The sequence below is a fragment of the Saccharopolyspora sp. NPDC050642 genome, assembly GCF_040654735.1.
GTDB classification, from domain to species: domain Bacteria; phylum Actinomycetota; class Actinomycetes; order Mycobacteriales; family Pseudonocardiaceae; genus Saccharopolyspora; species Saccharopolyspora elongata.
Genome location: NZ_JBFAIN010000021.1, coordinates 1 through 14,607, shown reverse-complemented (window position 1 = coordinate 14,607; position 14,607 = coordinate 1). Strand labels below are relative to the sequence as shown.

Annotated in this window: 11 protein-coding genes, 1 tRNA gene and 1 riboswitch; of the genes, 6 read left to right on the top strand and 6 right to left on the bottom strand. The window is 69.2% G+C overall.

Features of this window, described 5'->3' with window-relative positions:
• Positions 1-20 precede the first annotated feature (20 nt).
• Positions 21-93, top strand: a tRNA-Lys gene (locus AB0H93_RS27475).
• 420 nt (positions 94-513) lie between these two features.
• Here AB0H93_RS27475 and AB0H93_RS27470 read toward each other — a convergent pair.
• From AB0H93_RS27470 to AB0H93_RS27460, 3 genes are all read right to left on the bottom strand, one after another.
• Entirely contained in the window at positions 514-720 is a 207-nt protein-coding gene (locus tag AB0H93_RS27470; protein ID WP_358576186.1) for a hypothetical protein, read from the bottom strand.
• Positions 721-733: 13 nt separating this feature from the next.
• Complete coding sequence (locus AB0H93_RS27465) at positions 734-1,753, bottom strand: DUF4331 family protein (protein WP_358576184.1); 1,020 nt, start codon at positions 1,751-1,753, stop codon at positions 734-736.
• A gap of 97 nt (positions 1,754-1,850) precedes the next feature.
• The gene (locus AB0H93_RS27460; RefSeq protein ID WP_358576183.1) at positions 1,851-3,311 is read right to left on the bottom strand and encodes a helix-turn-helix domain-containing protein; all 1,461 of its coding nucleotides are present in this window, start codon (positions 3,309-3,311) and stop codon (positions 1,851-1,853) included.
• A 216-nt stretch (positions 3,312-3,527) separates the two neighbouring features.
• On the opposite strand from AB0H93_RS27460, the gene AB0H93_RS27455 reads away from it, so the two are divergent.
• Positions 3,528-4,067: a DUF5134 domain-containing protein gene (locus tag AB0H93_RS27455; RefSeq protein ID WP_358576182.1), complete on the top strand. Its 540-nt coding sequence runs from the start codon at positions 3,528-3,530 to the stop codon at positions 4,065-4,067.
• A gap of 10 nt (positions 4,068-4,077) precedes the next feature.
• Here AB0H93_RS27455 and AB0H93_RS27450 read toward each other — a convergent pair whose 3' ends face one another.
• Positions 4,078-4,725, bottom strand: coding sequence for an alpha-ketoglutarate-dependent dioxygenase AlkB (locus AB0H93_RS27450; protein WP_358576181.1), 648 nt, complete (start codon positions 4,723-4,725; stop codon positions 4,078-4,080).
• 136 nt (positions 4,726-4,861) lie between these two features.
• Between AB0H93_RS27450 and AB0H93_RS27445 the strand changes: the two genes are divergently transcribed.
• Positions 4,862-5,803: an ABC transporter substrate-binding protein gene (locus AB0H93_RS27445; protein WP_358576180.1), complete on the top strand. Its 942-nt coding sequence runs from the start codon at positions 4,862-4,864 to the stop codon at positions 5,801-5,803.
• Positions 5,804-5,833: 30 nt separating this feature from the next.
• Here the strand turns inward: AB0H93_RS27445 and AB0H93_RS27440 are convergent, their stop codons facing one another.
• On the bottom strand, positions 5,834-8,203 hold the full coding sequence (locus tag AB0H93_RS27440; RefSeq protein WP_358576179.1) for a glycoside hydrolase family 3 C-terminal domain-containing protein: 2,370 nt from the start codon (positions 8,201-8,203) through the stop codon (positions 5,834-5,836).
• A gap of 117 nt (positions 8,204-8,320) precedes the next feature.
• A riboswitch (cobalamin riboswitch) is annotated at positions 8,321-8,535 on the top strand.
• Between the two features lie 109 nt (positions 8,536-8,644).
• Here AB0H93_RS27440 and AB0H93_RS27435 point away from each other — a divergent pair.
• From AB0H93_RS27435 to AB0H93_RS27425, 3 genes are all read left to right on the top strand, one after another.
• Positions 8,645-11,083 (top strand): ribonucleoside-diphosphate reductase subunit alpha, encoded by a 2,439-nt coding sequence (locus AB0H93_RS27435; protein ID WP_358576178.1) that lies wholly within the window; start codon positions 8,645-8,647, stop codon positions 11,081-11,083.
• A 147-nt stretch (positions 11,084-11,230) separates the two neighbouring features.
• Complete coding sequence (locus AB0H93_RS27430) at positions 11,231-12,307, top strand: ribonucleotide-diphosphate reductase subunit beta (RefSeq protein WP_358576177.1); 1,077 nt, start codon at positions 11,231-11,233, stop codon at positions 12,305-12,307.
• A gap of 181 nt (positions 12,308-12,488) precedes the next feature.
• The gene (locus AB0H93_RS27425; protein ID WP_358576176.1) at positions 12,489-12,740 is read left to right on the top strand and encodes a zinc-ribbon domain-containing protein; all 252 of its coding nucleotides are present in this window, start codon (positions 12,489-12,491) and stop codon (positions 12,738-12,740) included.
• Here the strand turns inward: AB0H93_RS27425 and ilvD are convergent, their stop codons facing one another.
• Positions 12,741-14,441, bottom strand: a complete 1,701-nt coding sequence (gene ilvD / locus AB0H93_RS27420) for a dihydroxy-acid dehydratase (protein ID WP_358576175.1) — start codon at positions 14,439-14,441, stop codon at positions 12,741-12,743.
• Between the last annotated feature and the right edge of the window lie 166 nt (positions 14,442-14,607).

Sequence of the window (14,607 nt, the reverse complement as noted above, 5' to 3'; positions counted from 1 at the left end):
TCAGAACTGACCGGCAGCCAGCGCCAATAGCTCAACTGGCAGAGCAGCTGACTCTTAATCAGCGGGTTCGGGGTTCGAGTCCCTGTTGGCGCACTCGATATGCGGAACGCCCTGCTTACGCGGGGCGTTTCGCTTTTTCCATATCTCGTCATTTTTTGGGGGGCCGAGCCCCCCAGGCCCCCCACGGTGCGGTGTGCGGCTTCCGTTCTCGGGTCGCCTTGGGTGGGCTTCCGGGCCTGGGTAGCTCCTGGGCCATAAAGCATCCTTCGGACTGGGTGGTTCCCCTTCTCCGCTTGGTGAGGGACGTCACCTTCCAGTCCGGCCTTCGCAGGTGGCCGTTGGTTGTTGCTCGGCTGCGCCGTCGCTGGGGTGCTGCTTTCGAGCCGATGGCTCCTCTTCTCCGCCTGGATTGGGGTGCTGCCTCTTTCTTCGGGTTTGGGGTTTGGTTTGGGTGGGCCGTCCCCGCGGTCTGCGGGGGGACAGGGGTGCGGGGACGGCCCGGTTCTTGGGCCTTCAGGCCGCCGTTGGTATCTGGTTGGTCGGGGTTGGTCGTTCGCCGTCGTGGGCTCGGAGGACCTGGGCCAGGTTTTCCAGGATGTTCGCCAGGTCGTGGCATTGCTGGGCGGTGTACTGGCGGTTCGGGATCGCGTAGGCCGCGTCGTCGAGCGCCCATTGGGCACCTCTCAGCGCTACCGCCAACGCTCGGTCCTGGTGTGCCATCGCGTTCTTCACTTCAGCTCGCCGTGGGCAGTGGCTGGGACAGGTAGGGGAACTCGGCTCGCGGTTCGCCCGTGGCCGCGCGGTGGTCCAGGCCCAAGGGCACCGCTTTGTTCAGCACCAGGGCGAACATGACCTCCGGGGCGCACTCCTGCAGTGCCCGGCCGTTTCGGTTGGCGAAGCCGAAGTTCGCCCGGGTGCCGACCTCGTAGCGCAGGACGTCCGGGAAGATCGCTTCGCTCACCTGGCGGGCGTAGTCCGCCGGGTCAGCGGCTGTTCCCATCGCCGCCACCGCCGCGGTGACCAGCTCGCGGACCCGCGGACCGTAGATCTCCCGGTCCTGGCCGGGCTGGGTGGTGTTGTAGTCGCTGGCCAGGCCCGAGTCGTCCGGGTGGAAGATCGTGTTGATCAGAGGGTGCGCGCAGCGGTTGATCTGGCGCCAGCCACCGGCATCGGTCGGCAGCACCGTGACACCCCAGAAACCGATGGTGGGCACCTCGAACACGTCGTCCGGGACCTCCAGCACGATCGCGCTGACGTTGGTGCCCGCGAACAGGTTCGCCGCCGCAGCCGGGTCCCAGTCGCCGAGGTCCACCGGTTCGCCCTCGGCGACAGCCGTCTTGACCGCGGTGATCACGTTGGGCTCGATGTAGAACGGATCCGCCGCCGGTCCCGCCCAGACGCGGAGGCCACCCGTGCCGGAGATCTCCTCCCCCGTCCTACCGCTGGCGACCAGCACGCCCGCGGCGTCGCGGTCGCGCGCGTCCGCACCGTCGAGCCGGCGCAGCTCCACCGGCTGCCGCCCGCCCGCGTCGTGCTCGCCGAAGGTCACCCGGAACGTGATGTCCTCGACCGCATCACCGTCGGTGTCGACTTTGAACTCGTACACGCCCTCGGGATGGAAGGCACCCGCACCGGACAGCGGGTTGACGTTGATGACGAACACCGTTCCTCCGGCGCCGCGGAACAGGTAGACATCGCTGATGTCCAGCCGCGGATCCTGCCTGGCGAGCGGGGAATCTAGGTGGTGCGACATGAACGCTCCGGTGGTCGGGCCGATGTTGGCGCCGACAGTAGGAGCGGGTGATCACGGCGTCCAGGACCGGTTTGCACAGCCATCACCCGGTTCAGTATCAGTTTGCTGCGTCGAAGACCCGCAGCGCCAGGTAGAGGTCGTACCTCGCGGAGGGGCCGCTCAGCAAGGACCTGCCGAGCAGGTTCTCGACGCGCAGCAACCGCTTTCGCACACCCACGACCGAGACCCCGAGCTCGGCGGCGACGCTCTCCAACCTGGTGTTGTTGCGCAGCCAGCTGCGCAACGTCGCCAACAGCGTGCTGGCCCCCACGCCCAGCAGCGGATCGAGCAGGCTCTCCGCCCACTGCCGCACCGGGAATGTGGCCAACAGCTCGTCGAGCTCGCGGATTCCCCTTCGCCCAGCCGAAACCCGGTTCAAGCGGTTGAGCCGCAACGCCAGGTGCAGCTCGGCCTGCGTGCCCAGATCGGTCAGGTCGCAGTCGAGGATCTGCTCGATCCGCCGCAGCCGCGCCGCGACCGTGTTCCGGTGGACCTTCAACTGCCGAGCGGCTCGGCCGTGCAAGTCGAGCCACGAGCGCAAGGTCGCCATCAGCTCGTCACCGTCGGGGTCCTGGCGCCGCTCCGGAGAGAACTCCAGCAGCGCGGCGACGACGCCGCTGGCCCACGCCTGCCCGGCGCGGCCGAGCAACGCGTCGAGCTCCGCGCGCGGGCTGAACGACGCGAAGCCGTCCGGGAGGTTCCTGGCTGCCGCGAGCGCGTGGAAGGCCTGCTGGTAACCGCTGCTGGTGTCCAGCAACGACACCACGCGTCCGCCGCCGACGCGCACCCGGCTGCCCGCGACGCCGCTCAGCGCGTGGTCGACCACAAGCAGATCTGCCGGTGGTTCAGCTGGGGCGAGCACGATGAGGTGCTCGTCGTAGACCGGGCACTCGACGATCCAGGTCCGTCCACCGGAAGCGCGCCGGCAGCGCTGCGCGACCTCTCGGCGGTCGACGCCGTCGCATTCGACTAGGTACACCCGCAACACGTCGGGCAGCTGCTGCCCCAGCGCTCCCGCCGCGCGCCTGGCGCCGTCGAGCTGGCCGACCATGAGCAGGTGCAGGATGGCCTCGCGGGTGAGCGCTTCGGCCTGTTCGGCCGCGATGTGGCGGCGGTCGCCCTCGTCCGCCCGCCAGCGCAGCCGGAGCAGCCTCGCCACGTCGGCGATCGCGGCGGCCGCGTCGTCGGGCAGCGAGCCCCGCTTGGCGACGACCAGGGTCGGGCCGAGCCGTTCAGCGTCGACGGCCAGCACCCGGATCGAATGCGCCCCGGTCTGGCAGCTCGCCGAGCGGTAGCGCAGGGATACGACGGAGGCGATGCTGTCCGCCGCCGCGTCGAGCAGGCCGTTCGGCGGTTCGGGGTAGGACTCCGACAACGCACCGAACTCGTCGAGCAGGACCGCCGAACAGCCGATGCGCTCGGCCAGCCACCGCAGCAGGCAGCGGACACCATCCGGGCGTCCGGCGCGGCGGAGCAGATCCCGCAGGTCCTCGACACCTGGACGGTGCACGTCCGTCATGCGATCGCCCATCGTGATCGAACTGTCCGTGATCATCCAGCAGAACGCGATCACCCTACCGATGAGTGCCGACACCCGCAGCACGATCGAGGGGCCGGGCCCGCAGCATCCGCGGGCACAGGAGTGCACGGCAGATCTAGACCTCGGCCGGTCGGCTCGCGAACAATCGACCACGGGCAGTCGCCAAGCGAGCGCTGAACGTCGCGGAAGGTGGACATGATCGACCTCCTGATCACCGGCGCGGTCATCGCGGTGACAGCCGCTTCCCTCGCCCGCCTCTTCTTCCGGCGCACCAGCGTGGACGTGGTGCACGCGCTGATGGGCGTCGGCATGGTTGCGATGCTCGTGCTCCCAGTGCTTCCGGCGGCTGTTTGGGCGGCACTGTTCGTCGCCTGCGCGGGCTGGATGGGCATGCTCGCACTTCGCCGCCGTCCGGCGGGCACCTACCTGCACCACGCGGTCGGCGGGCTGGCGATGGCGTACATGTTCGCCGCCGCACAGGAACACGAGCCCACCACGCACCTGATTTCGACCACGCACTCTCCCGGGCACGCCCACGGAGCCACGCTGACTGTCGTCGCAACCCAGCCGGCCGGTTTCGCCTTCCCGCTGGTGGCGTGGACACTGGCGGTCTACTACCTGCTCAGCGCGGGCATCGCCGGGACCGATCTGCTGCGCAGCGAGGCAAAACTCGCCACCGCAACGGAGCTGGTGCTGTCCCTGGGCATGGTCTACATGTTCCTCACCATGCTGTGAGCCGCGCTCCTCAGTCCATTCCGGACACTCGGAGGGTGATGTTCAGGCGGCCCGCCGCCATGCCGATCTCCGGTCCCGTGCCCGGGAACGTCTTCGGCACCCCGTGGTAGGCCAGGCGGGACGGGCCGCCGAAGACGAACAGGTCGCCCGAGCACAGCTCCACGTCCGTCCACGGCTTGTTGCGGTTCTCCGCGTTCCCGAAGCGGAAGACGCAACTGTCGCCGAGGCTCAGCGACACCACCGGCTCCCGGCTCCGCTCGTCGCGGTCCTGGTGCATGCCCATCCGCGCGTCGGCGTCGTAGAAGTTGACCAGCGCCACGTCCGGCCGGTAGTCCTCGGCGGCGCGGCCGTAGGCGTCGGCCAGCGCTCTGCGCCCCAGGTCGCCGAGCCAGTCCGGGAACGGCGTGACCGGGGAACCGTCGCCGTCGTCGACCGTTCGCGAGTAGCGGTAGGGATACCAGTGCCAGCCGAGGCACACGGTCCGCACCGACATCACGCCGCCGCTGGGCAGCCGCGCCGATCGCAGGCCCGCCGGCGACCGCGCCCATTCCCGGCACGCGACGACCAGTTCGCGCTGCCGCTCGACGTCCAGCCAGTCGGGCACGTGCACCGCCCCCGGGGCGATCTCGGCCCGCTCGCGCGGGATCAACGAATCCACATCCGCCCCTCTACCACGCCAAGATCATCGCAGCTCGGCGATCTCCGCGTGAGAACGCTCTCAATACTGGTTTCGCTACTCCGTTCAGGTTAGGCTTGCCAAACTTTTGGAGCCAACCGGACAGGCAGGGAGCACCATGTTCCGTCCTCGTCGACTGCTCGCGGTCATCACCGCCGTGCTCGCGCTCGGCACCGCCGCGGCGTGCGGCACGTCGACCCCCGAGCAGTCCCCCGCGCCCCAAGGCACCGAGCGGATCGTCACTCACGCCAAGGGCCAGACCAAGATCACCGGCACCCCGCAGCGGGTGGTCGTGCTGGACACCGGAGAACTCGACGCGGTGCTGGCGCTGGGGGTCAAGCCGATCGGAACCGTGCTGCCGGACGCCAACAAGACGCTGCAGCCGTACCTCGCCGAGAAGGCCGGTGACATCGAGATCGTCGGCACCATCGGCTCGCCCAACCTGGAGAAGATCACCGCGCTCCAGCCGGACCTGATCCTCTCCAGCAAGGTCCGCGACGACCAGAACTACGAGGCGCTGAGCAGGATCGCGCCGACCGTGTTCGCCGAGACCGTCGGCAAGACCTGGAAGCAGAACTTCCTGCTCGACGCCGAGGCACTGGGCAAGAAGGACGAGGCGCAGCGGATCCTCGACGCCTACCAGCAGCGCGCCGCCGACATCGGCAAGCAGGTCGGCGACCCGGCCGCCCGCAAGGTCAGCATGCTGCGGTTCATCCCCGGCGACATCCGCCTGTACGGCAAGGGCTCCTTCATCGGCACGATCCTGGCCGACGCGGGCTTCGGCCGCCCCGACAACCAGCAGATCGAGCAGACCCACACCAAGATCAGCCGCGAGCAGATCTCCCAGGCCGACGGCGACCAGCTGTTCTACGCCGCCTACGGCGAAAGCGCCAAGCAGCAGATGACCGGTGTGGTCGACTCGGTGCAGTGGACGACCCTCAACGCCGTGAAGAACGGCAAGGCCATCGAGGTCCAGGACGACACCTGGTACCTCGGCCTCGGCCCGATCGCCGCCAACCTGGTCCTGGACGACCTGCAGAAGGCCTTCGCCCAGCAGTGACCCGGAGAAGAGCCCGTGGGTCCACCGGACTCACGGGCTCTTCGCTGCGCCGATCCGCAGATCGCCGGCGCTGCGCCCGACGCGCAGCTCGCCCGACCCGGGCTCGACGTCCACCACCACCGACACCTCGGCTCCCGCCTCGGCCTCGGCGACGGCGAACCCCGCCAGCCGCAGCGGCTCCGCGGCGTACACCTGCACCACCTCGCGTCCCGCTCGGTCGCCGGTGTTGCGCAGCTTGACCCGCACGCCCTCGCCTTCGGCGACGGCCTCCAGGTACTCCCAGGTCGTGTACCCGAGCCCGTGTCCGAAGTGGAACGCCGGTGTCACGCCCCGGTCCTCGTACGCGCGGTAGCCGACCAAGGTTCCCTCGGTGTAATGCAGTTCGCCGTCCACCGGCTGCACGCCGGGCAGCGGGACCGGGACGTCGGCGAGCTCGGCGGGGAACGTCGTCGGCAGCCGGCCGCCGGGCTCCGCCTCGCCCAGCAGCACATCGGCCAGCGCGTCCCCGTACTCCTGGCTGCCGAACCAGGTCCACAGCACCGCGGGCACGTCGGCGGCCCACGGCATGAGCACCGGCGAGCCGGCGTTGACCACCACGACGGTGTTCGGATTCGCCGCCACGACCTTGCGGATCAGCTCGTTCTGCGCGCCGGGCAGGTCCAGCGAATCGCGGTCGCGGCCCTCTGTCTCGACCTCGTCGTTGGTGCCGACCACGACCACCGCGACATCGGCGTCCCTGGCGATCGCGAGGGCCGCCGCGAGTTCGCTGGCGTCGTCCCATTCCCGTGCGCGGTGCCCGATTCCGACCGCCACCAGCGCATCGAGGCTCTGCGGGGTGAACTCCACGGTCAGCGCGGCCCGACCGGCGTCGTCCAGGTCCGATTCCACGAGCACCACGTTGAACCGCTGCTCGGGCGGCTCCAGCATGTCGCCCATCGGATCGTCGATCCCGTCCGCGCGCACCACGTCCGCGGCCAGCACCTCCCGGCCCGCGAGTTCGACGCGGAAGCCGCCGGTGCCGTTCACCCCGAACACGTGCTCACCGACGTCGAGCCGGAGGTTCCCCCGCAACCGCAACGACTTCGTCCCGGCAGGCAGCCCGCCGAGCCACAGCAGCCGCTCGGTGCCGCGCAATTCGCTTTCGAGCACCTCGCCGTCGGCACCGAGGTAGTCGACGCGCAGGCCGCTGCCCTCGCCCTCCGGATCGGTGACCTCCGCTCCCGGGATCACGTCCAGCAGCCGCCGGTGCCGGACACCGCGCTGGTACACGACATCCGCGTCCGGCAGCGCCGCCCGCAGCCCGTCCAGCGGCGTCACCACGTGCGGCGGGCTGACGTGCGAGGAGCCGCCGCCCTGCACCGCCGGGATGGTGGCGTTCTCGCCGATCACCGCGACCTTGGCGACCTTCGGGTCGATCGGCAGCAGCGGCGCGTCCGACACGACCTCGTTGCGCAGCAACACGAACCCCTGCGCCGCGAGCCGCCGGATGACCGGCCGGGCCTCCTCCGACGGACCGCCACCGCCGGGCTCGGAGTCCTCGAACGCGCCCACGCGGTCGGCCAGCCGCAGGACGCGCAGGACCTTGTCGTCGAGCACCGACTCGGAAACTCCGCCCTTCTCCACGGCCTTCGCGAGTTTCCCGCCGCTCCAAGGGCTTTTCGGCCCGGGCATCGCCAGGTCGAGGCCGCCGAGCGCCGCCGCCTGGAGCGAACGGGTGGCGAACCAGTCCGACACGAGCACGCCGTCCCACGCCCACTCGCCCTTGAGGATGTCGTTCACCAGCGCGGAATTCTCGGTCATCGTGCTGCCGTTCACCGAGTTGTAGGCGGCCATCAGCACCCACGGCGAAGCCTTCGCGATGATCCTCTCGAACGGCTTGAGGTAGAGGTCGCGCAGCGTCCGCTCGTCGACGATCGCGTCGTAGCTGAGCCGCTCGGTCTCGCTGTCGTTGGCCACGAAGTGCTTCGGCGTCGCGGCCACCCCGCGCGACTGGATGCCCGCGACCACCTCGGCGCCGATCTCGCCGATCAGCAGCGGATCCTCCGAGAAGTTCTCGAAATGCCTTCCGCCGAAAGGACTTCGGTGCACGTTGACGGTCGGCGCCAGCACCACGTGCACGCCCCGGCGGCGCGCCTCGTCGCCGAACATCTCCCCCGCGGTCCGCGCCGCCGCCCGGTCCCACGTCGCCGCCAGCGCGGACGCCACCGGGAACAGCAGCGAGGTGTCGCGCTCGTCCCAGGTCGTTCCGCGCACCCCGTTCGGGCCGTCGGAGAGCACCAGCGACCGCAGCCCGATCTGGGGCATCGGGTGCAGGGTCCAGAAGTCGGCTCCGGTCAGCAGCCGCGCCTTGTCCGCCACGGTCAGCTCCGAGAGCAACGACCGAAGCTTCGCCTCGTCCACCGGGTCCCCTTTCGCCAGCCCCCGGCCGCCCAGTCTCGGCCACCGCGCCCGGACTGTCGACCGGTACCGCGCCACGCCGTTATCTGCCCATGCACGCCTCCCCCGAACCCAACATGTAGTGTGTCGATCGCTGGTGGTTCACCGGAGGCATCCGGTGAGGCAAGAGGGAACCCGGTGCGAATCCGGGACTGCCCCGCAGCGGTGAACGGGAACGAAAGTCGTGACCCGGCTGCCGAACGGCAGCGGGTAGAGCACTGGGCGAACAGCCTGGGAAGCCACGACCACTAGGCCGCCCGTGAGTCCGAAGACCTGCCACCGGTGCACGCGCGAAGCGTGCTGTCCGGGACCTCGAGGGCGGGTCTGCGCGGACGACCAGCGGCTGCCGCCGCGGGTCTCCTCGCGCGCCGTCGTGGTCCGCCGAGCTCGCGAGGGAGAGAGCCCGTGACGGCGACACTCAACGACTGGACCCGCGTGTCCACTGTGGTCCACCAAGCCTGCGCCGGGCTGTCCGGCGTGTCCGCCGAAGCCGTGCTCGACGAGGTGCGGCGCACCGGCTACACCGGCATCAGCGACGACGAGCTCTCGCTGGCCCAGGTCATGGCGGCGCGCACGCTGATCGAGACCGAACCGAACTACTCGCAGGTCACCGCCCGGCTGCTGCTGGACCGGATGCGCCGCGAGGCGCTGAGCTACCTGGGCGAGCCGCAGGAGGCCGACCAGGAGGAGATGCGCGCCCGCTACCCGGAGTACTTCGCCGACTACGTGCGGCGCGGCATCGAGCTGGAGATGCTGGATCCGGAGCTGGGCGCCTTCGACCTGGCGCGGCTGGGCGGCGCGCTGGTGGCGGAACGCGACCTGACCTTCGGTTTCCTCGGGCTGCAGACCCTCTACGACCGGTACTTCCTGCACCACGACGGCACCCGGTTCGAGCTGCCGCAGGCCTTCTTCATGCGGGTCGCGATGGGCCTCGCGCTGCGCGAGGACGACCGCGAGGCGCGGGCCATCGAGTTCTACCACCTGCTCTCGTCGTTCGACTTCATGTGCTCGACGCCGACGCTGTTCAACGCCGGCACCACCCGGCCGCAGCTGTCGTCCTGCTTCCTGACCACTGTGGACGACGACCTGTCCGGCATCTTCCACTCGATCAGCAACAACGCGCTGCTGTCGAAGTACGCCGGCGGGCTGGGCAACGACTGGACGCCGGTGCGCGGCATCGGCGCCCACATCAACGGCACCAACGGCAAGTCGCAGGGCGTGGTGCCGTTCCTGAAGATCGCCAACGACACCGCGGTGGCGGTCAACCAGGGCGGCAAGCGCAAGGGCGCGGTGTGCGCGTACCTGGAGACCTGGCACATCGACGTCGAGGAGTTCCTCGACCTGCGCAAGAACACCGGCGACGACCGCCGCCGCACCCACGACATGAACACCGCGAACTGGGTGCCCGACGAGTTCCTGCGCCGCGTCGAAGCCGACGAGCAGTGGACGCTGTTCTCCCCGGACGAGACCTCTGACCTGCACGACCTCTACGGCAAGGCGTTCGCCGAGCGCTACCGCGCCTACGAGCAGGCCGCCGACCGCGGCGAGATCAAGGTGTTCAAGCGGGTCCGCGCGGTGGAGCTGTGGCGGCGGATGCTGACCATGCTTTTCGAGACCGGCCACCCGTGGATCACCTTCAAGGACCCGTGCAACCTGCGCTCGCCGCAGCAGCACAACGGCGTCGTGCACTCCTCGAACCTGTGCACCGAGATCACCCTGAACACCAGCACCGACGAGGTGGCGGTGTGCAACCTCGGGTCGATCAACCTGGCCCGGCACGTCACGGCCGACGGCATCGATGCCGAGAAGCTGGAGCGCACCACCCGCACCGCCGTGCGGATGCTGGACAACGTCATCGACATCAACTTCTACACGATCCCCGAGGCGCGCCGGTCCAACCTGCGGCACCGGCCGGTCGGGCTGGGGCTGATGGGCTTCGCGGACGCGCTGTTCGTGCAGCGCATCCCGGTGTCGTCGGATGCGGCGGTGGAGTTCGCCGACCGCAGCATGGAGCAGATCAGCTACCACGCCATCGCCGCGTCGAGCGCGCTGGCGGCCGAGCGGGGCCGCTACGAGTCCTTCGACGGTTCGCTGTGGAGCCGCGGCATCCTGCCGATCGACTCGCTCGAACTGCTCGCCGAGGCCCGCGACGGCGACGTCGACCTGGACCGGTCGTCCACGCTGGACTGGGAGGCGCTGCGGGCGCGGGTGGTGCGCGATGGCATGCGCAACTCCAACGTGATGGCCATCGCGCCGACCGCCACGATCTCCAACATCTGCGGCGTCAACCAGTCCATCGAGCCGGTCTACCGCAACCTGTACGTCAAGGCGAACATGTCCGGCGACTTCACCGTGGTCAACCCGCACCTGGTCGCCGACCTGAAGCGCGTGGGGCTGTGGGATGACGCGATGGTCGCGGACCTGAAGTTCCACGACGGCAGCCTGCTGCCGATCGAGCGGATCCCGCAGGAGCTCAAAGAGCTCTACGCCACCGCGTTCGAGATCGAGCCGCGCTGGCTGGTCGAAGCTGCGGCGCGGCGCCAGAAGTGGATCGACCAGGCGCAGTCGCTGAACCTCTACGTCAGCCGGCCCAGCGGCCGCACCCTCGACGAGCTCTACCGGCTCGCCTGGCACAAGGGCCTGAAGACCACGTACTACCTGCGCTCCACCAGCGCGACCCACGTGGAGAAGAGCACCCTGCGCGGCACCGACGGCAAGCTCAACGCGGTCCCAACCGCGGGCCCGACGGCGGTCGCTACCGCGGTCCCGGTCGCGGAGATCCCGACCGCGGCGCCCGGCGCGGCCTGCTCGGTCGAAGACCCCGACTGCGAAGCCTGCCAGTAACCCCCACCCTGGCATCCCGCCGCAATTTCAATGGAAATCGAAGGTCCGATTTCCATTGAAATTGCGGGACCCGAGGGCCGGAGCCCAGGTCACGTCCTGTTCGACGCGCGGACTCGAATCGCGCGATTTCCCATGGAGCAACACAGCATGACCTCCTTGCAATCCCCCTCCTCGGCCGCCGGGCTCGGCGAGATCGACCGCTCCGGCGGGCGCGTCGCCGTCGGCGACAAGGCGATGATCAACGCCCGCGCCGACGTCAACCAGCTGCTCCCGCTCAAGTACGGCTGGGCGTGGGAGAAGTACCTCGCGGGCTGCAACAACCACTGGATGCCCACCGAGATCTCGATGCAGGCCGACATCGCGCTGTGGAAGTCCGCCGAAGGTCTCAGCGCGGACGAGCGCCTGCTGCTCAAGCGCAACCTCGGGTTCTTCGCCACCGCGGAATCCCTGGTGGCCAACAACATCGTGCTCGCCGTCTACCGGCACATCACCAACCCCGAGTGCCGCCAGTACCTGCTGCGGCAGGCCTTCGAAGAGGCCGTGCACACCCACACCTTCCAGTACATCTGCGAAAGCCTCGGCCTCGACGAGGGCGAGCTGTTCAACATGTACCGCGAGATCCCGTCGATCGCCGACAAGGACGCTTGGGCGCTGCAGTACACCCGCAGCCTGGAGGACCCCGACTTCGCCACCGGCAGCACCGAGGCCGACCAGGCGTTCCTGCGCGACCTCGTGGCGTTCTACGTGATCTTCGAGGGCATGTGGTTCTACACCGGGTTCGCGCAGATCCTCGCGCTGGGCCGGCGGAACAAGATGGTCGGCATCGCCGAGCAGTACCAGTACATCCTGCGCGACGAGTCGATCCACCTGAACTTCGGCATCGACTGCATCAACCAGATCAAGCTGGAGAACCCGCATCTGTGGACCGAGGAGTTCCAGGCCGAGGTCCGGCGGATGCTGGCGGAGGCCTGCGAACTGGAGATCGCCTACGGGCGCGACACGATGCCGCGCGGCCTGCTCGGCATCAACGCCGAGCTCTGCGCCCAGTACATGCACTTCATCACCAACCGGCGCTGCGCCCAGCTGGGCCTGGAACCGGTGTTCCCGGAGGCCGACAACCCCTTCCCGTGGATGTCTGAGGCCATGGACCTGAAGAAGGAGAAGAACTTCTTCGAAACCCGGGTGATCGAGTACCAGTCCGGCGGCTCCCTCCAGTGGGACTGACGCCGGCGAACTAGAACGAACGGCCTGTTCACGCCGCTAGGTGGGGTGAACAGGCCGTTCGTTCTCGATGTGATCACGCCCACCCGTCGACGATGGAGCAACCCACCCCGTTCGAGTCCCGGCCCGCCGGCACCTGCCCTAGCGTCAGCTGGCGATCGCACACCGCACCGGGGAGGAAAGCTTGATCATCTGGGGATTCCGGAGCACCGTCCAGCGGCTGGCCAGCCTGCTGCTCGTCTGCCCGGGCTGCCGCGGCACATATGCGACGACCCTCAACAAGGGCGTCACCAAGTTCACGCTGTTCTTCATCCCGCTGTTCCCGACCAGCACCCGGTACGCGCTGACCTGCACCTGGTGCGGCACGACGTCTCCGATCACCAAGGAAATGGCGGAACAGCTCCAGGCCCAGGCCCAGCAGGGCCTGCAGGCCTGATCACTCGCAGACCGCTCCTTCGGCCGCGGAGCCGACCAGCTTCGCGTACTTGCCGAGCACGCCCTTGCGGAACCGCGGTGCCGGCGGTGACCAGTTCTCCCGACGGCGCAGGAGTTCTTCGTCGCCGACGAGCAGGTCCAGGGTCCGGTTGGCGAGGTCGAGGCGGATCGGATCGCCGTCCTGCACCAGCGCGATCGGTCCGCCGTCGGTCGCCTCCGGCGCCACGTGCCCGATGCACAACCCCGTGGTGCCGCCGGAGAACCGGCCGTCCGTCACCAACAGCACGTCCTTGCCGAGCCCAGCACCCTTGATCGCACCGGTCACGGCGAGCATCTCCCGCATGCCCGGCCCGCCGCGTGGCCCCTCGTAGCGGATGATGACCACGTCCCCGGGCTTCAGCGTGCCGTCCTCCACGGCATCCATCGCCCCCTGCTCGCCGTCGAAGACTCGCGCCGTGCCCTCGAAGCTCGCCGAGTCGAAACCCGCGCTCTTGACCACCGCGCCGTCCGGCGCGAGCGATCCGCGCAGGATGGTGAGCCCGCCGGTGGGGTGGATCGGGTTCGAAAGACGGTGCAGCACCTCGCCGTCGAGGTCCGGCGGATCGAGTTCGGCGAGGTTCTCCGCAACGGTGCGGCCGGTCACCGTCATGCAGTCGCCGTGCAGCAGGCCGGCGTCGAGCAGGGCCTTCATCATCACCGGCACGCCGCCGATCCGGTCCACCGCCGGCATCACGTACCGGCCGAACGGCTTGACGTCGGCCAGGTGCGGCACGCGGTCGCCGATCCGGTTGAAGTCGTCCAGCCGGAGGTCGACCTCGGCCTCCCTGGCGATCGCGAGCAGGTGCAGCACCGCATTGGTCGATCCGCCGAAGGCCATCGTCACGGCGATCGCGTTCTCGAACGCCTCCTTCGTGAGGATCTGCCGGGCCGTCAGCTGCCGGGCCAGCATGCCGACCGCCAGCCGGCCGGCTTCGCGAGCACCCCCGTCACGGCGCCGATCCACCGACGGCGGGCTGGCCGACCCGGGCACCGACATGCCGAGGGCCTCGGCCGCGCAGGCCATGGTGTTCGCGGTGTACATCCCCCCGCAGGCACCTTCGCCCGGGCAGATGGCGCGCTCGATCCGATCCACCTCCGCGCGCGTGATGAGGCCGCGCGCGCACGCCCCCACCGCCTCGAAGGCGTCGATGATGGTGACCTCGCGGTCGTCGACGCGGCCCGGCAGGATCGAGCCGGCGTAGACGAACACCGACGCCAGGTCCAGCCTCGCCGCCGCCATCAGCATGCCCGGCAGGCTCTTGTCACAGCCCGCGAGCAGGACGGAACCGTCCAGCCGCTCGGCTTCCATCACGGTCTCGACGGAGTCCGCGATGATCTCCCGGGACACCAGGGAGTAGTGCATGCCGACGTGCCCCATCGAGATGCCGTCGGAGACCGAGATCGTGCCGAACTCCATCGGGTACCCGCCGGCCTCGTGCACGCCTTCCTTCGCCGCCTGCGCCAGGCGCTGCAGCGAGAGGTTGCACGGGGTGATCTCGTTCCAGGAGGACGCCACCCCGATCTGGGGTTTGGCGAAGTCGGCGTCCTGCATGCCGACGGCGCGCAACATCCCGCGCGCCGCGGCCCGCTCCATTCCTTCGGTGACCTCGCTGCTGCGAGGCTTCAGCGTGCGCTGGTCGCTCGTGAGCTTGGCATGGTCCACGCCTCGACTGTAGTCCGCATCACACCCGAACCGCCCGTCACAGGACGACGTGTCGGGGCCGGGAACAGAGAAAGGGTCCCTTCTCTCCCGGGAAAACCAGGAAAGAAGGGACCCTTCTCAAATAATGTGTCGGCGGTGTCTTACTCTCCCACACCCTGTCGAGTGC

Coding starts and splice junctions, on each gene's coding strand:
- AB0H93_RS27445 (WP_358576180.1), top strand. CDS start 4,862: ATGTTCCGTCCTCGTCGACTGCTCGCGGTCATCACCGCCGTGCTCGCG.
- AB0H93_RS27465 (WP_358576184.1), bottom strand. CDS start 1,753: ATGTCGCACCACCTAGATTCCCCGCTCGCCAGGCAGGATCCGCGGCTG.
- AB0H93_RS27460 (WP_358576183.1), bottom strand. CDS start 3,311: ATGACGGACGTGCACCGTCCAGGTGTCGAGGACCTGCGGGATCTGCTC.
- AB0H93_RS27470 (WP_358576186.1), bottom strand. CDS start 720: ATGGCACACCAGGACCGAGCGTTGGCGGTAGCGCTGAGAGGTGCCCAA.
- AB0H93_RS27430 (WP_358576177.1), top strand. CDS start 11,231: ATGACCTCCTTGCAATCCCCCTCCTCGGCCGCCGGGCTCGGCGAGATC.
- AB0H93_RS27455 (WP_358576182.1), top strand. CDS start 3,528: ATGATCGACCTCCTGATCACCGGCGCGGTCATCGCGGTGACAGCCGCT.